Origin of the sequence: Acinetobacter sp. UBA5984 (assembly GCF_002429925.1) — a bacterium.
GTDB lineage: Bacteria > Pseudomonadota > Gammaproteobacteria > Pseudomonadales > Moraxellaceae > Acinetobacter > Acinetobacter variabilis.
On sequence record NZ_DJBE01000032.1, the window covers coordinates 23,925 to 42,072 of the forward strand.

18 protein-coding genes are annotated in these 18,148 nt (G+C 42.4%); 11 read left to right on the plus strand and 7 right to left on the minus strand.

Annotated elements, in window-relative coordinates:
* Positions 1-2 precede the first annotated feature (2 nt).
* The 9 genes from cyoB (at position 3) to alr (ending at position 8,157) form a co-directional block, all read left to right on the plus strand.
* A complete protein-coding gene (cyoB, locus tag B3J29_RS04845) occupies positions 3-1,991 on the plus strand; it encodes a cytochrome o ubiquinol oxidase subunit I (RefSeq protein ID WP_166134966.1) in 1,989 nt (662 codons plus the stop codon).
* Positions 1,992-1,995: 4 nt separating this feature from the next.
* Positions 1,996-2,616, plus strand: a complete 621-nt coding sequence (gene cyoC, locus B3J29_RS04850) for a cytochrome o ubiquinol oxidase subunit III (RefSeq protein ID WP_004783873.1) — start codon at positions 1,996-1,998, stop codon at positions 2,614-2,616.
* Positions 2,613-2,942, plus strand: a complete 330-nt coding sequence (locus B3J29_RS04855) for a cytochrome o ubiquinol oxidase subunit IV (RefSeq protein WP_171065470.1) — start codon at positions 2,613-2,615, stop codon at positions 2,940-2,942. Before cyoC ends, B3J29_RS04855 begins: the two co-directional genes overlap by 4 nt.
* A 10-nt stretch (positions 2,943-2,952) precedes the next feature.
* Entirely contained in the window at positions 2,953-3,831 is an 879-nt protein-coding gene (cyoE, locus tag B3J29_RS04860) for a heme o synthase (RefSeq protein ID WP_005236026.1), read from the plus strand.
* A 285-nt stretch (positions 3,832-4,116) separates the two neighbouring features.
* Positions 4,117-4,503 (plus strand): 30S ribosomal protein S6, encoded by a 387-nt coding sequence (gene rpsF / locus B3J29_RS04865; protein ID WP_004696436.1) that lies wholly within the window; start codon positions 4,117-4,119, stop codon positions 4,501-4,503.
* A 12-nt stretch (positions 4,504-4,515) separates the two neighbouring features.
* Entirely contained in the window at positions 4,516-4,743 is a 228-nt protein-coding gene (gene rpsR, locus B3J29_RS04870; protein ID WP_004278792.1) for a 30S ribosomal protein S18, read from the plus strand.
* A gap of 9 nt (positions 4,744-4,752) precedes the next feature.
* Positions 4,753-5,199: a 50S ribosomal protein L9 gene (gene rplI / locus B3J29_RS04875; RefSeq protein ID WP_004783880.1), complete on the plus strand. Its 447-nt coding sequence runs from the start codon at positions 4,753-4,755 to the stop codon at positions 5,197-5,199.
* A 216-nt stretch (positions 5,200-5,415) separates the two neighbouring features.
* Positions 5,416-6,855 (plus strand): replicative DNA helicase, encoded by a 1,440-nt coding sequence (gene dnaB, locus B3J29_RS04880; protein ID WP_004783882.1) that lies wholly within the window; start codon positions 5,416-5,418, stop codon positions 6,853-6,855.
* Positions 6,856-7,086: 231 nt separating this feature from the next.
* Positions 7,087-8,157: an alanine racemase gene (gene alr, locus B3J29_RS04885; RefSeq protein ID WP_005236027.1), complete on the plus strand. Its 1,071-nt coding sequence runs from the start codon at positions 7,087-7,089 to the stop codon at positions 8,155-8,157.
* Positions 8,158-8,219: 62 nt separating this feature from the next.
* Here alr and B3J29_RS04890 read toward each other — a convergent pair whose 3' ends face one another.
* From B3J29_RS04890 to B3J29_RS04910, 5 genes are all read right to left on the minus strand, one after another.
* Complete coding sequence (locus B3J29_RS04890) at positions 8,220-8,651, minus strand: BLUF domain-containing protein (RefSeq protein ID WP_034704218.1); 432 nt, start codon at positions 8,649-8,651, stop codon at positions 8,220-8,222.
* A 114-nt stretch (positions 8,652-8,765) separates the two neighbouring features.
* Complete coding sequence (locus B3J29_RS04895) at positions 8,766-9,500, minus strand: proteasome-type protease (protein WP_005236031.1); 735 nt, start codon at positions 9,498-9,500, stop codon at positions 8,766-8,768.
* 20 nt (positions 9,501-9,520) lie between these two features.
* Positions 9,521-10,300 (minus strand): transglutaminase family protein, encoded by a 780-nt coding sequence (locus tag B3J29_RS04900; RefSeq protein ID WP_005236032.1) that lies wholly within the window; start codon positions 10,298-10,300, stop codon positions 9,521-9,523.
* Positions 10,297-10,899 carry an alpha-E domain-containing protein gene (locus tag B3J29_RS04905; protein WP_004783892.1) on the minus strand — a complete coding sequence of 201 codons (603 nt, stop codon included), beginning with the start codon at positions 10,897-10,899 and terminating at the stop codon, positions 10,297-10,299. Before B3J29_RS04905 ends, B3J29_RS04900 begins: the two co-directional genes overlap by 4 nt.
* Positions 10,900-10,921: 22 nt before the next feature.
* Positions 10,922-12,481: a circularly permuted type 2 ATP-grasp protein gene (locus tag B3J29_RS04910; RefSeq protein ID WP_005236033.1), complete on the minus strand. Its 1,560-nt coding sequence runs from the start codon at positions 12,479-12,481 to the stop codon at positions 10,922-10,924.
* Positions 12,482-12,722: 241 nt separating this feature from the next.
* Between B3J29_RS04910 and B3J29_RS04915 the strand changes: the two genes are divergently transcribed.
* The gene (locus B3J29_RS04915; RefSeq protein ID WP_005236034.1) at positions 12,723-13,745 is read left to right on the plus strand and encodes a helix-turn-helix transcriptional regulator; all 1,023 of its coding nucleotides are present in this window, start codon (positions 12,723-12,725) and stop codon (positions 13,743-13,745) included.
* Positions 13,746-14,205: 460 nt separating this feature from the next.
* On the plus strand, positions 14,206-15,876 hold the full coding sequence (locus B3J29_RS04920; protein WP_005236035.1) for an FMN-binding glutamate synthase family protein: 1,671 nt from the start codon (positions 14,206-14,208) through the stop codon (positions 15,874-15,876).
* Between the two features lie 84 nt (positions 15,877-15,960).
* Here the strand turns inward: B3J29_RS04920 and B3J29_RS04925 are convergent, their stop codons facing one another.
* Both B3J29_RS04925 and B3J29_RS04930 read right to left on the minus strand, forming a co-directional pair.
* Entirely contained in the window at positions 15,961-17,004 is a 1,044-nt protein-coding gene (locus B3J29_RS04925; protein ID WP_005236036.1) for an alpha/beta hydrolase, read from the minus strand.
* Complete coding sequence (locus tag B3J29_RS04930; protein WP_005236039.1) at positions 17,004-18,143, minus strand: YdcF family protein; 1,140 nt, start codon at positions 18,141-18,143, stop codon at positions 17,004-17,006. Before B3J29_RS04930 ends, B3J29_RS04925 begins: the two co-directional genes overlap by 1 nt.
* Positions 18,144-18,148: the final 5 nt, after the last annotated feature.

Here is an 18,148-nt window from a genome sequence, read left to right on the forward strand (position 1 = left end):
TCATGAGCTTCTTAGGTAAGTTAGGTCCAGATGCAATTCCGTACGATCCAATCGTACTGGTAACTGTTGCAATGATGATCTTAGGTGGTATCGCAGTTGTTGCGGGTATTACCTACTTCAAAAAATGGGGCTACCTGTGGAACGAATGGTTCACATCTGTAGACCATAAAAAAATTGGTATCATGTATATCTTTGTATCAGTGATCATGCTGGTACGTGGTTTCGCCGATGCGATCATGATGCGTCTTCAGCAGTTCCTTGCAAAAGGTGGCGGCGAAGGCTACTTGCACCCAGAACACTATGATCAGATCTTCACCGCACACGGTGTGATCATGATCTTCTTCGTGGCAATGGGTCTTGTTGTTGGCTTAATGAACATCTCTGTACCGCTTCAAATCGGTGCACGTGACGTTGCATTCCCATTATTGAACTCTTTAAGCTTCTGGCTGTTCGCTGGTGCTGCGGGTCTGATGATGGCTTCACTTGCGATTGGTGAATTCGCTGCGACTGGTTGGATGGCTTATCCTCCACTATCAGGCATTGAATACTCTCCTGGCGTAGGTGTGGATTACTACATCTGGGCACTGCAGATTTCAGGTCTGGGTACGCTATTAACGGGTGTTAACTTCTTCGTTACCATCATCAAAATGCGTGCGCCTGGCATGAAACTGATGGAAATGCCAATCTTTACCTGGACATCTTTATGTACAGCAGTATTGATTATCGCAGCATTCCCAGTGTTGACTGCTACTATTGCAATGCTGTCTCTTGACCGTTACTTCGGCTTCCACTTCTTCACAAACGAGCTAGGCGGTAGCCCAATGCTTTATGTGAACTTGATTTGGACTTGGGGTCACCCAGAAGTATACATTCTGGTATTGCCAGCATTTGGTATTTACTCTGAAGTTGTATCGACTTTCGCTCGTAAAGCATTGTTCGGTTACAAATCAATGGTCTATGCAACAGTTGCAATTACAGTATTGTCATTCGTTGTATGGGTTCACCACTTCTTTACCATGGGTGCAGGTGCCAACGTTAACGCATTCTTCGGTATCATGACCATGATTATTGCGATTCCTACTGGTGTGAAAATCTTCTCTTGGTTGTTCACCATGTACAAGGGTCGTATCGTTTACACTACCCCAATGCTATGGACACTTGGCTTCCTTGTGACCTTTGGTATCGGTGGTTTAACAGGTGTATTGATGGCGGTTCCACCAGCGGACTTCCTGGTACACAACTCTTTATTCCTGATCGCTCACTTCCATAACGTAATTATTGGTGGTGTAGTATTCGCTATGTTCGCGGGTATCATCTTCTACTGGCCGAAAATGTTCGGTTGGAGACTGAATGAGACTTGGGGTAAAGCAGCATTCTGGTTCTGGTTCTTCGGTTTCTATTTTGCATTCATGCCACTTTATATCCTTGGTTTCATGGGTATGACTCGTCGTCTGAATACATTTGATAACCCAGACTGGGATCCGTATGTAAACATCGCAATGTTCGGTGCTGTTCTAGTTGCACTTGGTATTGTATGTTTCATCATGCAAATCGTTGTTGGTTTCCTACAACGCGATCAACGTCTAGATTTGACTGGCGATCCATGGGATGGTCGTACGCTTGAATGGGCTACATCTTCTCCTGCTCCGTTCTATAACTTTGCTCATCTTCCAAAGATCAATGGTATTGATACTTTCTGGATCGAGAAAGAAAACGGTGTTGCTTATGCAAAACCTACGAAGTACGAAGATATCCATATGCCGACTAACCGTGCTGCTGGTTTCATTATCGCAATGTTCATCACTGTTATGGGCTTCGCGTTAATCTGGCACATCTGGTGGCTAGTAGCGGTTACTTTCGTAGCAGCTATCATCAGCTTCATCGTGTCTTCTTTCACCAAGAAAGTGGATTACTATGTTCCTGCTGCTGAAGTTGAGCGTATTGAAGGTGAACGTTATGCGATCCTTGAAAAACACTTGAAGAAGGACTAAGACCATGGCTGAAGTACTTCATCACGATAACCACGGGCACGATGAGCATCATCATCACGATGATACTGACATCACTGTCTTTGGTTTCTGGACTTACTTGATGAGTGACCTTATCCTTTTCGGTACACTCTTCATTGCATTCGCTGTTTTAAGTAGCCACGTTCCATTAGGCACTCCAAGCGCGCGTGATCTGTTTGGTGATTCATTAGGCTTCGTTTTAACTGAAACGTTTGCCCTCTTGATCTCTTCCGTAACTTTTGGTTTTGCCGTTCTAGCTGCCTACAAGAAAAACGTTGGTCAGGTTCTTACCTGGTTAGCGATCACTTGGTTATTCGGTGCTGCCTTTATCGGTATGGAACTTTATGAGTTCAATCATTTAGTTCATGCTGGTCATGGCCCTAGCACTTCTGCGTTCCTGTCTTCGTTCTTTACGTTGGTAGGTACGCACGGTATCCACGTGACTTCAGGTTTGGTATGGATGATCGTGTTAATGATTCAAATCAAGAAATATGGTTTGACTCTACCTAACACTCGTCGTCTTGCGTGCCTAAGCTTGTTCTGGCACTTCCTTGACATCGTATGGATCTGTGTATTCAGCGTAGTTTACTTGATGGGAGTTCTATAATGAGTCATGATCATAACGCTGCTGGCGAATCACACGGTAACATGAAGCAATATACTGTTGGCTTCATCCTGTCTGTTGTCCTTACTGTAATTCCATTCGGTATGGTCATGACAGGTGGTTTTAGCCGCGGTATCTTGATTACTGCTATTGCAATTACTGCAGTCGCTCAGATTCTTGTGCAATTAATTTACTTCTTGCACATGAACTCTTCTTCAGAGCAACGCTGGAACGTAATTGCATTTGTGTATACCATCTTAACCATCGCTATTCTTTTAGTGGGTTCTGTATGGATCATGAACTACCTACACTACAATATGATGATCTAAACTGGTTGTCATGCTGAAAAAGTATTTATTCCTGACTAAGCCAGGAATTCTCTTCGGTAACTTTGTTACCACTTTGGGTGGCTACTTCGTAGCCACTCAAGGTTCTGTAGATTTCCTTCTCCTGCTTCTTACTCTTATTGGTACTACTCTCGTAGTAGCATCAGGATGCGTGGTCAATAACGTTATTGATCAGGACATCGACCAAAAAATGCAGCGCACGCAAAATCGCGCACTTGTCAAAAAAACCATTTCTGTACCTGTTGCTCTCGCCTTTGCTTTTGTACTGGGTGTAATCGGTTTTGGCATTTTATGGTTCTGGGTAAATGCATACGCTTTCCTATTCGCAGTTATTGGTTTTGTCGTATACGTTGGTTTTTACAGCTTATGGACAAAACGAACAACTATTCACCAAACACTGGTAGGCAGTATTTCTGGCGCAGCACCGCCTGTGATCGGTTATACCGCAGTTGCAAGTCAGTTTGACTTAGGTGCCCTTTTAATTTTTCTAGGGTATGCACTCTGGCAAATGCCTCATTCATGGGGAATTGCAGTTTACCGTTTTGAAGATTACAAAAATGCAGGCATTCCAATTCTGCCTGTCGCCCGTTCAATTCGACGTACCAAGATCGAATCTTTGATCTACGTGATATTGTTCGGAATCACCATGAATGCTCTATTTGTTTATGGTTATGCAAACTGGATTTATCTGGTGGTATTGAATCTGATGACGCTTTACTGGATCTATCTCAGTATTCAGGGCTTTAAAGCTGAAGATGATCAGGCATGGGCAAAACAGTATTTCATGTTCTCGGTCAAACTGATTACCGTGATCAGTATTATTTTCAGTTTTACTTCTACTGCCCCGCAGAATCCAATCATATTTTTTTAAAAAGATAGAGTTTTACTCTATCTTTTTTATTTCTTCTGCTAAATAAATAATTCCCTTAAAGCCAATTTAAAGTAACTGTGTTTCTTCCAGAAATTTCCTTCTTGTAAATTTTTTCATTAACTTCCTTATCTGCTTAAACATTCATCATCTGGCAAGATTTGCTTGTATTTCAGCCCCAAAACCACTAAACTTCACGCTTCGCATATTATGCGACACAACCAAGGTTGTGACTCCTTGCTTCAATTTCACTTAAATTGGGGCTGTTTAAACCGTAAGGAGCTGACAATGCGTCACTACGAAATCGTACTATTGGTACATCCAGACCAAAGCGATCAAGTTGTGGGTATGGTAGAACGTTACCTGACTCACATCAAAGAAGCTGAAGGTCAAATCCACCGTCTTGAAGACTGGGGCCGTCGTCAATTGGCTTACCCAATCAACAAGATCCACAAAGCTCACTACATTCTTATGAATGTTGAGTGTGGTCAAACTACTCTTGATGAGCTAGAAGAATTGTTCCGTTATAACGATGCAATCATTCGTAGCCTTATCATCCGTCGTGAAAACGCTATCACTGAAGAGTCACTATTGGCTAAGAGTGCTGAAGAAAAACGTGCGCGTAAAGCTCAACGTGAAGAAGCACAACAAGCTCAAGACTCTGCTGAAGCATAAGGAGAACCTAACATGGCACGTTTTTACCGTCGTCGCAAGTTCTGCCGCTTTACAGCTGAGAACGTTACGTACATCGACTACAAAGATATCGACACTTTAAAACAGTACATCACTGAAAACGGCAAGATTGTTCCTAGCCGTATTACAGGTACTAAAGCTCGTTACCAACGTCAGCTAGCACTTGCTATCAAACAAGCTCGCTACTTGTCTTTGATCCCTTACACTGACAATCATAAGTGAGGTTGAGCTGTGGATATTATCTTATTACAACGCATTAAAAACCTTGGTAAACTTGGTGATAAAGTTTCAGTTAAAGCTGGTTACGGTCGTAACTACTTGATCCCTCAAGGTAAAGCAGTTGCAGCTACTGAAGCTAACACTGCTGCTTTTGAAGCTCGTCGTGCTGAACTTGAGAAACAAGAAGCTGAAGTATTAGCTGCTGCTCAAGCACGTGCTGACCAATTGAACGAAGTTAACATCGTAATCACTGCGAAAGCTGGTGATGAAGGTAAACTGTTCGGTTCAATCGGTACTCGTGACATCGCTGACGCGTTGACAAATGCTGGTCTTACAGTTGACCGTGCTGAAGTTCGTCTTCCAAATGGCGCGCTTCGCAACACTGGTGAATTCAACATCGCAATTCAATTGCACCATGATGTTGCTGCAGAAGTTCTGGTTACTATCGTAGCTGAGTAATTTCTCACCGAAAAAAGGGCATGCTTTGGCATGCTCTTTTTTTATCTGTAAAAAATATAATCTGCTCAACAGTAAAAAATTCAATTTATTCTTCGCGTTCACAAAAAATTGCACTTCGCATTTTGGATTAGACCGCGTATCATTTCATCTCGTAGTGAATAAACCTTATTCATCTCCGACAATATTTAACCATTGTATTTAAAATCAGGGATTTATATGTCACAGGCGAATGCCAGCAAAAAGGCACCTACCGCTAAACCAGAAATTGTTGCTGATACCCAACTTAAGGAGTTCCGTACTCCCCCGCACAATTTAGCGATTGAACAGGCTGTACTTGCTGCCCTTATGACTGTGGCTGAATCTTTTGAACAAGTCGGCGATGTGCTGACTGAAAATGATTTTTATGCGACCCGGCATAAATATATTTTCCGTGCCATTGAACAGCTTTCTAAGGAAAACTCGCCTTATGATGCAGTACTGGTACATGACTGGCTGATCAAACAGAACTTACTCGATGCTGTCGGTGGTGAAGAATATTTAATGCAGCTGATGGCTGACTCCCCTTCAAGTTTCTATAACCTGGAAACCTATGCGGGTAAAATTAAAGAGTTCTCTACTTTACGTAGCATGATCAAAGTCAGCTCTGAAATTTTACAGAATGCCTATGACACTAAAGGCCGTCCAGTGAGTGAAATTCTGGATCTGGCTGAAACCAATATTTTCTCGATTGCCGAACAACATAATAACAATGCCAAGGCTCAAGGCCCCAAAGCCATCAATACTGTTGTAGCTGACGTATTCGACAAGTTGAATGAACTGTCCCAATTAGAAGGTTCAATTACCGGTTTAACTACGGGATTCGTAGAACTGGACAATAAAACTTCTGGTATGCAGGCCGGTGACTTGATTATTGTCGCAGCTCGTCCTTCTATGGGTAAAACCACCTTTGCCATGAATTTGGTCGAAAGTGTGCTGTTTAACAACAACCTCCCTGCGCTGGTCTATTCGATGGAAATGCCAGCGGATTCGATTGCGATGCGTTTGATTTCATCTTTCGGCCGCGTGCATCAAGGGCATTTACGTGCCGGTAAAATGGACAGTGATGAATGGTCTAAGGTGACCAGTACCATTGTACATTTACAGGAAAAGCATCTTTATATCGATGACTCCTCTGCACTACCACCGACTGAGGTTCGTGCGCGTGCGCGTCGTATTGCCAAAATGCATGGTGGTAAACTCGGTTGTATCATGGTCGATTATCTTCAGTTGATGAAAGTGCCGGGTATGGGTGATAACCGTGTAGGCGAGATCTCGGAGATTTCTCGCAGCTTAAAAGCCTTGGCTAAAGAAATGCAATGTCCTGTGATTGCCTTATCACAGTTGAACCGTTCTCTGGAGAACCGTCCAAACAAACGCCCGGTAATGTCTGACCTTCGTGAATCTGGTGCGATCGAGCAGGATGCCGATTTGATCATGTTTATTTACCGTGACGAGGTTTATAACAAGGAATCCAAAGAAGCTGGTACTGCCGAGATTATTATTGGAAAACAGCGTAATGGTCCAATTGGTACAGTTCGTCTGGCATTTGAAGGTCAATATACCCGTTTCAGTAACCTCTCTCCTGAATTCTATGCCCAATATGATGATGAAGAATAAGCACTCAAGGTTAATTTGATTCCAAAAAAGAGGCCGAAATGGTCTCTTTTTTATTTAGAATGCCTGCTGTGCATGAAATTATATAAATGAGCATGTCCATTTATGGCAGATAGGTCTACAATATTTGCAATTTTGAAATGACCGCTTTTGTTTTCACAATCCTGTTATTTCTCTCCCTCTTTTGTGTGTTCCACACGATATTATTTTTGTCATCCCGCAGGAGTATCTAGGGTGCGCCAAGCTACAGTTTATATTGACAGTGAAGCACTGCAATATAATTTAAACCGTGTCAAACAACTTGCCCCAACCGCTAAAATCGTCAGCATGGTCAAAGCCAATGCTTACGGACATGGAGTTAAAGACTGCTTAGCAGCCTTAAAAGATAGTGATACCTTTGGGGTCGCCTGTCTGGAAGAAGCCCTGGAAATTCGTGAACTCGGCTACCAGCAACCCATTACCCTGATCGAAGGCATTTTCTCTGCAGATGAAATGCAGGTTGTGATCGATCAGAATATTGAAGTCATTGTGCATCATCAGCCACAACTGGACTGGTTACTGGCAAATAAAGAAGCCTATATTGCGAAAGGCTTGAAAGTCTGGGTGAAACTCAACAGCGGTATGAACCGTCTTGGTTTTAAAATTGATGTGATTAAAGATGTGATCAATCAACTAAAAGCAGAAGGTTTTACCTGCGTGCTGGCGATGCACTTTGCCAATGCTGATGCGGAACATCCACTCAATGAACAGCAAATCCAGCAGTTCCTTGAAGTGAAAAATGACTGCGCACCTTTAATGGGTTCTTGTTGTAATTCAGCTGCGATCTATAAATATCCAGAATTGCATTTTGACTTTGTGCGTCCAGGTATCATGCTTTACGGCGCGACTCCATTTGCAGACAAAACTGTACATGATCTGGATCTAAAACCAGTCATGACTTTTACTGCGGAAGTGATTGCACTAAACAATATCAAAGCGGGTGAACATGTCGGCTATGGTTCTACTTTCACTGCTGATCAAGATATGACTTTAGCCATTGTTTCTATCGGTTATGGTGATGGTTATCCACGTGCTTTCCCGAAACAGAACTATGTAGCGATTAATGATCAGCAAACCCGTGTGATTGGCCGTGTGGCAATGGACATGATTGCCATTGATGCAACTGGTCTCAATCTGGAATTAGGTACTGAAGTCGAACTATGGGGCAAATCCCGTCTGGTTGATGATGTAGCTGAAGCCAATGGTACGATTGGTTATGAATTACTTTGCCGTATGTCTGCCCGCCCGGTACGCAAACTGGTTTAAAGAAAAACTAGCCAAAAATAATGAAGCCCAATATAAATTGGGCTTTTTTATACGGTCAGTATTTAAGCTAATTTTTGCTCTTCATTTTCGATTAATGACAGTTCAAGTAATAAAGCATCTACTTGTTCCTGGTTAAAATCATTAGGCGTAAAAACTTCAAGCCCCATCTCTTGGCAGAATTGTTGAATGGAACTGCGTTTAGAAATGTATTTCATCGACCAGTCGCCAAAAGTACGCTGCTCAATCTCTTTAGTTTCAAATAGTTTAATATTTTTATGGCGTGAATCTTTAGATAGTCTCTCTGTCAGTAAAGCTTTTAAAACCAGACATTCACCTTCCAAGCACTGGAAAAAATGTCCATCAGCAAAATAAAGCACCCCTGTTATTTGATTAGGATGATTAAAATCACGTGCTTCTTTAAGGATATCCGTTAAATCTTGAAGTAAGTCGGCTTTGGACGAGGTACTTTCACTGGCATAACAAAATTGGTACATGCGGCTAACCTCTATTCTTATCTATGCAATATCGTATAGAAGTTAGCACTGTACACTAAGCAGTCAATTTTTACTAATTCTTATAAGAAAAACTTATTTTTATTTCTATAAATATTATAAGAAATAATCATTCGATGGTGTAGGCAGCTCTGCCAAACCTTTCTTTAAAGTTTCTGACCATTGCCGACTGATATCCGTAAAATATTCATCGTCTTCAGCAATACGTTTACCTTTCGGCATCATCAAGCTGTCTTTTTTATAGACAAGTACATCCAGCGGCATACCGACAGATACATTTGAACGTAAGGTAGAAGCAAAAGAAATTAGAGAACAGCGTAATGCCTCATCGAGTGGCATATCATAGGTCAGAGCACGATCCAGAATCGGCTTACCATATTTACTTTCACCAATCTGGAAATATGGCGTATCCCGTGTCGCGCAAATAAAATTGCCTTGCGGATAAATATGATAGAGCTGCATTTCCTGATTTTTAATCTGGCCGCCGACCAGGAAATTACAATAGTAAGTACTTTGTTCTAAACTATCATCAGTCACATTGGCAATTACTTTTTTGAGCGTATTGCCCACCAGTTCCGCAACATCAAACATGGTGGGTAAACTCAGGATATTCGGTTCCTGCCTGAGTTCCAGCTGATTTCTGATATGTCCGATCACCGCCTGTGTTGTTGCCAGGTTTCCGGAGGCCTGGAGTACGATAACGCGCTCCCCATCTGCCCCAAAGGTATATAATTTTCGGAATACCGAAATGTGATCCACACCAGCATTGGTGCGTGTATCACTGATAAATAGCATACCTTGCTCTAAACGAAGGGCACAACAATACGTCATTTTTTGTCCTTATTAATGAATTAACATCCTAGTACCTGGACGATGGAATACATGGATTCCACACCGCCTTCTTCTCTTACACCACGTACTGGTGCAACATCCCAATAGTCGCGTCCCACCGCAACATAGACATGCGCACTTGGCGTAAATAACAGATTACTCACATCAAAACAGTACCATGCTTGTTCAACAAATACCTCAGCCCAAGCGTGGCTTGCCAAATGTGAGGCATTCTGTGCATAAAGATAACCTGATATATAACGTGATGGTAAACCTAAATGTTTACACATGGCGATAAAAATATGACTGTGATCCTGACAGACACCCTGACGTACTTCAAAGGCATCAATCGCAGAACCTTGTACCGTAGTACTATTTGATATATAAGGAACGTGTTCGAGTACGGCTTGGGCCAAGCCGATTAAATGTTTACGAGTTAATGCTGGAACATGCCGCTCTGCAAAATCCTTCATCTCTGCATTGCATTTTGTGGCTTCAGTCGGTTGTAAAAACAGATAGGGATTTAATGAATCATTTAAGCCCTGCTCATGCGCGAGTTTTAACTCAACGATGCCTTGTGCCATGATCATCAGGCTATGATAGGATTCACGCTGTGTACTGGTCATCCAGAGATTCTGAAAGGCATCATGCCGGATTACTTTCTGACCCGGTACACTGACATCCCAATAGTGCACTTTCTGGTGTTCATTGGTGGAAGGCATCATTTTGATGTACTGAATACTGTTCCTCACCTCAGCTGTGTACGTATATTGCGTTTGGTGATTCACCATCAATTTCATACATCAGCCTCGAACAAGCGATGAATATGATCACTAAACTGGTAAAACTGCTTCAGATCAGGTGCGGCACGTAACTGTGTCCAGTATTGCTTTACACTGCCCCAGCCAATTTCACAGAGTGTATCCACGATATAATCGATTTTACATAAGGTACGGGTCGTATCTTCACCGAGACGTAATTGCTGATCTAGCTGTTCTAGACATTGGCCCAGACTGAAAAACAGAAATACATCTGATGATTCTGCTTCCAGAATTTCGGCACAATCTGTCACGACATCGCAGATATAACCGGCATTCTGATCCGCAGTTTTAATCAGTTTCAGTAGTTCGGAATAGGCTTTGCCTGACAATACACCGCGCAATTCCTGAATATTGTCTTTTGCCACTTGAAACTGTTGGGTAAATGAAGTCGGCTGGGTGCTATCTAGAACCAGCTCATTTAAGGAACTGGCATCAAACGCAGGCAAACAGAAAGCATGTGCATAAGCCACAGCGGCTTCATCATCTAAAAATGGAAAATGCGAACATAAAAACTGGGTACGAGATAAATAACGGCCTAACCAAAAAATATGTTGCGCATTGGTATTTAACAAAACCATGACGTTATCCTTCTTTGGAATGTTATGAATGTAAGTTGTCGACTACCCAGGTATCTTTGATCCCGCCACCTTGCGATGAGTTGACCACCAGTGAGCCTGCCTGCATGGCTACCCGGGTCAGACCACCTGGCACAATTTCAGTGCGGTAAGGTGAGCTCAAGACAAAAGGACGTAGATCAATATGTCGTTCAGCAATACCAAAATTGCTTAAAGTCGGACTGACCGACAAATCCAAAGTTGGCTGCGCAATATATAAATGCGGCGCAGCTAAAATCTTATCTCTGAAAATATCAATATGCTGTTGAGAGGCTTGTGGCCCAATCAGCATGCCGTAACCGCCAGAACCTTGTGCTTCCTTGACGACCAGCTGATCCAAATTTGCCAACACATAGTCCAGATCTTCCGGATTACGGCATTGGTAGGTTGGAACATTATTTAAAATTGGTTTTTCACCTAAATAAAAATGAATCATTTTATCGACATAAGGATAAATCGATTTATCATCTGCCACACCTGTACCCGGTGCATTTGTAATTACAACATTATGTTGTAAATATGCGGACATTAAGCCCGGAACACCCAAAGTACTATCTGGTTTAAAGCACAGTGGATCAAGATAGGCGTCGTCGACCCTTCTATAAATAACATCAACCTGTTGACGCCCACGTATCGTTTTTACATAAACCTTAGAGTTCTCAACAAAAAGATCACGTGATGTCACTAAAGGTACATCCATGTCCCTTGCAAGGCAAGCATGTTCATAGTAAGCACTATTGAAACGACCCGGAGTCAAAACCACAATGAATGGATTATCGGTATAGGCATTTTCCGCCAGAATTTCTCTTAAGAGTTTTGGATATTGCTCAATACCGGCAATATTGGATTGCTCAAACACTTTTGGCATTAACTTCTGGCTGATCTTGCGGCATTCCAGCATATAGGACACACCAGACGGCGTTCTCAGGTTATCTTCCAGTACATAAAATTCGCCTTTGGAATCCCGGATAATATCAATCCCGCTAATCTGGCTATAGATACTGCCTTTCAAATGATGCTGATACATATGCGGCTGATACGCTTCATGGGTCAGTACCTGAAGTTCAGGAACAATATTGGCTTTGAGAATATCCTGCTGATGATAAATATCATGCAGAAACAGGTTTAAGGCACGAACACGCTGTGCTGAACCGAGTGCCACCATATTCCACTGTTTACGGGCAATCACCCGTGGGATTACATCAAACGGAATAGTCCGCTCAGTGCCTTGCTCATCGCCGTATACGGTAAACGTAATACCATCAGAAAGAAAATGTTCTTTTGCTACTTCATTTAGCTGATTCAGTTCATCCAGTGTATGCTGTGACAGCCATTCTTCAAGTCGTTGACCTGCCTGACTGTTCATCACCTGATGATCACGCATTTCATTGAAAAATTTCGAAGAAATCTCTTGGTATAAAAAATGCGGACTATGTTTGATTGAAATATTGAGTGCTGTAGTATCTGTAAAATTTTTGCTTAAATCTGCTGCAGTATGATTTTCTACTGTTGTAATAGTATTTGTATCCTGGCTTTCTTTTAGCATACAAACCTCTTCATTGTAATCTATTATAATAAAATCAGAGCAATATCCATGCCATGACATCCGTTTCGAAGTATGCATTAACCCAGTAAAGTGCCTATTCACTCAATATCATTTTTCGCCAAGATGTTTACGGATTGTAGGTCAATTGTTGCGCAGAATAACTTGCGAAAAAAAGCCAGATTTTTTATTGTGGTAAGCTCATATTTAATTTGTTTCCATTGATTGCCAGTAAAAATACATTATGTCAGCACAAGAAAAAGAAACCTCCAATAGCCTTTACCGCCAATGGCAAATCTTGTCGCGTCTTTCTACCGGAAAATGGATGGGAACCCGTGAACTCCAGGAAATCTTGAATCGTGAAGGGATCGAGATCAGTTTGCGTACTATTCAGCGTGACCTGAACCAGATTGCCCAGCGTTTTCCGATTGAGAGCAGTAAAACCACGCCACAAGGCTGGCGCTGGCGTTCAGATGCGCCCATTCAAAGCTTGCCGCATATGACCAGTTCACAGGCGGTGACTTTTATGATGGTGGAAGAACATCTCAAACACCTACTGCCACCTAGTCTGATTGAAGAAATGAACCCCTGGTTTGATCTGGCTCGACGCAGCCTGTCATCACAAAATAATGTACGGCAATGGATTAACCGGGTCAGAATCGTGCCTGCCACTCAGCCACTTATTCCGCCTGTAGTCGATAAAACGGCCCAACAGGCGATTTACGAAGGCCTGTTACAGGACAAACAGCTGGAATGTGTTTATCAGGGTCGTGGTCATAATGGCGAAGAGAAAACCTATATTTTAAATCCGCTGGCATTAGTACAAAAAGGTTCAATTATCTATCTGGTCTGTACCCGTCATGATAAATCGGATATTCAAACCTTTGCCCTGCACCGTTTTAAATCAGCGGTGGTGCTGAATTCTCGTGCCCTGCATCCGGTAAATTTTGATATTGATGAATACATCGAATCTGGCGCTTTAGGATTCCGGGTCGATTTTAACCAGCCAACAGAAAATGTATTACTTCAACTGAGCATGCCTGAATCTGATGCACACTATTTTGAGGAAAGTCAGCTCAGCAAAGATCAAAACATTGAAAAAATTGAAAATGGCATGGCTCTGATTAGTGCGACTGTGCCTTTTACCTCGCAACTGGTCTGGTGGTTACGCAGTTTTGGTAATAAAATCAAAAACATCGAACCAAAAATAGTGGCAGATGCTGTTTACCAAGTGAATGAAACTGATTCAGTCTCTTCCAAAGAATAAAAAAGTCCCCATTTTGGGGACCTGATCAATTTATTATTTTATTTTTATTATTGCTCTGGTGATCTGTTACTGAGCCGGTCTGCTTTCCTCTTGCCCCAGAAAACAGACCGGATGTGTCACATTAGAAATTAAAGAGTCTGATAACATGAGCAAGCCAGCTCTGCATTATTAAAACGGATCGATTTTTTTGTCATAATTTACACTCCTGCTGTGGGGATAAAAATCACTATAGAGCGCTTAAGCCTGTTTTTGAAATAAAAAGAATGCATGCCTTTTGCACAATTTTTTCATAGAAGATTATTTGGAAAATTTATTATCTATCTAGAAGATAAGTATGGCGGCCATTAAAAGACTTTCAGCAAGTTTATAAAATTAAAAAACAATTCTATGCTTGTATAAGCCAGGCAGCTCTGCACATTATTAAACGCTATCGTAGTGGAAATAGGAATTTAATTTCATAATGGCTAACCCTGCGCAATTAGTACGACACAAATTACTTAATACTTTCTTTTCACGGCACTCGGTCTGGTTTGCCTGCATCACCATCGCCGTTATTTTTACGATTTTTCATATCGGTTATGAACCGCGCTATATCTATTATTTTATGCCGGCAACTTTGGTGAATACCTTATGGATCGTCAGTATTCTGCTGAGCCTGCTAGGCCTATATGATGTCTTGCAGAACAGACATTCAATCTTAAAAAATTACCCGATTATGGGTCATTTCCGCTTTATCTTTGAAGAATTCCGTCCTGAAATTCGTCAGTATTTTATTGAAGCGGATCGGGATGCCCTGCCATTTTCACGTATGCAGCGCAGTCTGGTGTATCAACGGGCTAAAAATGAAAATTCAGATAAGCCCTTCGGCTCGATCATAAATGTCTATGAAGAAAATTATAAGTTTATTAGCCATTCCCTTACCCCTTGCAGACCTGCCGATCCAGAAACCTTTCGTATTCTAATCGGCAATGAGCAATGTACCCAGCCTTATTCTGCTTCCATTTTGAATATCTCGGCTATGAGTTTCGGAAGTTTAAGTGCCAATGCGGTTCGGGCTTTGAATCTTGGTGCGCAAAAAGGCAAATTCTTTCATGATACCGGGGAAGGTAGTATCAGCCCTTATCATCTGGAACATGGCGGTGACATTGTCTGGGAAATTGGTAGCGGATATTTTGGTTGTCGGACCTTAGAGGGTCAGTTTGATCCGGTGAAATTTGCAGAAAAAGCCAAGCTACCTCAAGTAAAGATGATTGAAATCAAGCTTTCACAAGGCGCAAAGCCTGGACATGGCGGGATTTTACCTAAAGCCAAGATTTCAGAAGAAATTGCTCAGATTCGCGGGATTAGCCGTGAACATGATTGTGTCTCACCTTCTGGTCATCCAGCGTTTAAAACTCCCATTGAAATGATGAATTTCATTCAACAACTGCGCGAGCTTTCTGAAGGTAAGCCAGTCGGATTCAAACTTTGTCTGGGTCAACCTTGGCAATTTATGAGTATGGTGAAAGCCATGCTACATACCAAAATTTATCCTGATTTTATTGTGGTAGATGGATCTGAGGGCGGTACCGGTGCTGCACCAATTGAATTGATTGACTATATGGGTACTCCTTTAAGAGAAGGCCTTTTGTTTGTGCACAATACCTTGGTCGGTGCAGGATTGAGAGACAAGATTAAAATTGGTGCAAGCGGGAAAATTATCAGTGCTTTTGATATTGCCAGTACCATGGCGCTTGGCGCAGATTGGGTCAATTCAGCGCGCGGATTCATGTTTGCAGTCGGATGTATTCAGGCACAAAGTTGTCATACCAATCAATGCCCAGTAGGAGTGACTACTCAGGATAAAGAGCGTCAAAAAGCACTACATGTCCCGACTAAGGCAGAGCGAGTGTTTTATTTCCATAAAAATACAATGCATGCCCTGTCTGAGCTCATCGCTTCAGCAGGTTTAAAACATCCTTCTGCCATTAAGCCGCATCATTTGGCACAGCGAATCAGCAATCATGAAATCAAGAACTTTGCCCAGATTCATTTCTGGCTTAAAGAAGGCGAATTATTACATTGCGAAAATAAAGATGAGGAAAACTTTTATTTCCGTATGTGGAATATGGCCAAACTGGAAAGTTTTTGAGCCTATAAGAATCAAAAATTAGTCAAATTAGACAAAAAAAGGGCGTTTACTAAAACGCCTTTTTTTAATTGAGAGTGTCACAGTCTAATAATAGGTCTTACTGCCATGCGCATGTAAAAAGGCTGGAATTAAACCTGTGAGTGCTGCACGGATATCCGCGCGTTCATTAATCAATTGATGTGAACCTTCTTCCAGCATTAACAAAGTTTGCAGGCGGAACTTGCGACGGATAAATTCAATGTTATAACGCCAGTCCACTGTCTGATCCTGAGCACCTTGAGCTAACCAGACAGGGATTCGGCAGGCTGGACGTGCTTCCATTTCCAGCATCCAGCGTGACATCGCCAGAATCCAATCCATGCCCATCATGCGGGGTTGCAAAGGATCTTTAAGTCGGATAAAGCGCAGAAATTCAGGATTATGGTTATTACGGCGGAAATGACGTGGTACTTCACGCTTGATCCGGCTGATAATGCCGAGACCGAGCGGATTGTGCCACCAGGCAGTTTTAGCTGGACGAATCAATGGTGACAATAACAGCACGCGATCTACAAACGGATTTTCGCGTCGTTCTGCAAATTCGAGCAAATGATGCATCCAGATCGCACCACCGGTACTTTGTCCAATGCCAACCCAAGGTTTAGGTAACTGCTCGGCATGCTTCACATAACGATATACCGCATGCAAAACCTGCTGGTAATGATCAAAATTCTGGATACTGGCAGATGAACCATCGCTGAGACCATGCCCCGGCAGGTCATAGGTCAGGACGCTAAAGCCCTGTTCCAGCAACTCACGTACAATCGGCTGATAAATTCCGCTATGTTCCAGATATCCATGTAATAGAAAGGCCGTTCCCTGAATCTTGTCAAAACGGGTATTTTCCAGATTGGGTGTAAATACCTGCACATGCAGTTTAAACAGCGGCATCTGTACATAACCCTGCCAATGCTTGCAATCCAGCAAATCGAAACCATACAGTCTGCGATAAGACAGCAGATCAATAGTGGGCTGGTCATCCCTGTTCAGGTTTAAGGGCTGTAAAAGCTGTGGCGTTGTTTCCCTGCTTGGAACAGGTAAATCCAGCTGTTTCAGGATGGTCGGGTTTAAAAACGGAATATCAGACATTAAGGCACCTCCCGACAGTCACTGGAGCCAAACCACATATCGCGGATAGTGGCCAGCATTTCATAATTGGCACGGCGACTATGATCATAATTTTGTCGACTTGGACGCCAACGGGTCAAGGACTTCGGCATCGGTGCTTCCACTGGAATAGTTTGAATGCCATTTAATGCAAACAGACGACGGGTACGTGGCATATGATAACGGTCGGTAATCAGAATCACAGTCGGTGCTCCACCTTTTTTTTGCAATAATAATGAGCTGAAACGGGTATTTTCACAGGTATTCATGCTACGGTCTTCAAGCAATTTGGCATCGACATTGTAATTTTGTAACCAGCGCTGCATATACGGCGCTTCCACACCACTCAATACGATCGGTAACTGATACTGTTTTTCAACTGCGAGTGTGGTTTCCAGACGCAAACGGGTATAGTCATTGACCACAATATCCTTACCATTTTCATGCAAGGTTAGACCACCACCTAAGACCACAATGGCATAAGGCTTAGATTGATTGACCGGTTTTTGTTGCTGTTGTTCTTGCAGTAAAGCCAGATCTTCCTTGATTTCCTCTTTCGCTGTGACCTGAACGGCACTCGCTTCTTCATCTTCTAAAGGATGAGTTGTCAAGAATTCAATATATTGCTCAACGCGTTCTTTGTTTTCATTACTGTCCCACTCCAGCAGTTCGCGGACCTTCTGAGTTGGGTCAACGGCTTCAACAGGTTCTTGCTGGGACAATAAAGGCACTTGTGCAGGCTGATTCTGTTCTGCTTTTTCTTCCTGCTGTTCACGCTGATGTTCTTCAATCATCTGTTGCAGTATCTTGTAGCGTGCCTGAATCAGCATCAGATTGGCAGAATGATTTTTCTGGATATCCTGTTCCATCACATGTAAATAAGCCTGACGGGCAATCCACTGATCAGAACCTGGTTCGAGCGTATCATCTTCACTCAGGGAAGCCATTTTCTGGCTTTGTGCTGCAACTTCGTTAATTTCAAAGGACACAAATCGATTGAGTCCCTTAACCACAAGCTGCGAATAAAATGGCGAATAGATTAACATCACCAGACAGCCGAAAAATACAAACAGTCCTGCGACGATTTGTACTAAACGGACCATCCAATGGGTGTTTTTCATATACG

Coding starts and splice junctions, on each gene's coding strand:
- cyoB (WP_166134966.1), top strand. CDS start 3: ATGAGCTTCTTAGGTAAGTTAGGTCCAGATGCAATTCCGTACGATCCA.
- cyoC (WP_004783873.1), top strand. CDS start 1,996: ATGGCTGAAGTACTTCATCACGATAACCACGGGCACGATGAGCATCAT.
- cyoE (WP_005236026.1), top strand. CDS start 2,953: ATGCTGAAAAAGTATTTATTCCTGACTAAGCCAGGAATTCTCTTCGGT.
- rpsF (WP_004696436.1), top strand. CDS start 4,117: ATGCGTCACTACGAAATCGTACTATTGGTACATCCAGACCAAAGCGAT.
- rpsR (WP_004278792.1), top strand. CDS start 4,516: ATGGCACGTTTTTACCGTCGTCGCAAGTTCTGCCGCTTTACAGCTGAG.
- dnaB (WP_004783882.1), top strand. CDS start 5,416: ATGTCACAGGCGAATGCCAGCAAAAAGGCACCTACCGCTAAACCAGAA.
- B3J29_RS04890 (WP_034704218.1), bottom strand. CDS start 8,651: ATGTACCAATTTTGTTATGCCAGTGAAAGTACCTCGTCCAAAGCCGAC.
- B3J29_RS04895 (WP_005236031.1), bottom strand. CDS start 9,500: ATGACGTATTGTTGTGCCCTTCGTTTAGAGCAAGGTATGCTATTTATC.
- B3J29_RS04900 (WP_005236032.1), bottom strand. CDS start 10,300: ATGAAATTGATGGTGAATCACCAAACGCAATATACGTACACAGCTGAG.
- B3J29_RS04905 (WP_004783892.1), bottom strand. CDS start 10,899: ATGGTTTTGTTAAATACCAATGCGCAACATATTTTTTGGTTAGGCCGT.
- B3J29_RS04910 (WP_005236033.1), bottom strand. CDS start 12,481: ATGCTAAAAGAAAGCCAGGATACAAATACTATTACAACAGTAGAAAAT.
- B3J29_RS04915 (WP_005236034.1), top strand. CDS start 12,723: ATGTCAGCACAAGAAAAAGAAACCTCCAATAGCCTTTACCGCCAATGG.
- B3J29_RS04920 (WP_005236035.1), top strand. CDS start 14,206: ATGGCTAACCCTGCGCAATTAGTACGACACAAATTACTTAATACTTTC.
- B3J29_RS04925 (WP_005236036.1), bottom strand. CDS start 17,004: ATGTCTGATATTCCGTTTTTAAACCCGACCATCCTGAAACAGCTGGAT.
- B3J29_RS04930 (WP_005236039.1), bottom strand. CDS start 18,143: ATGAAAAACACCCATTGGATGGTCCGTTTAGTACAAATCGTCGCAGGA.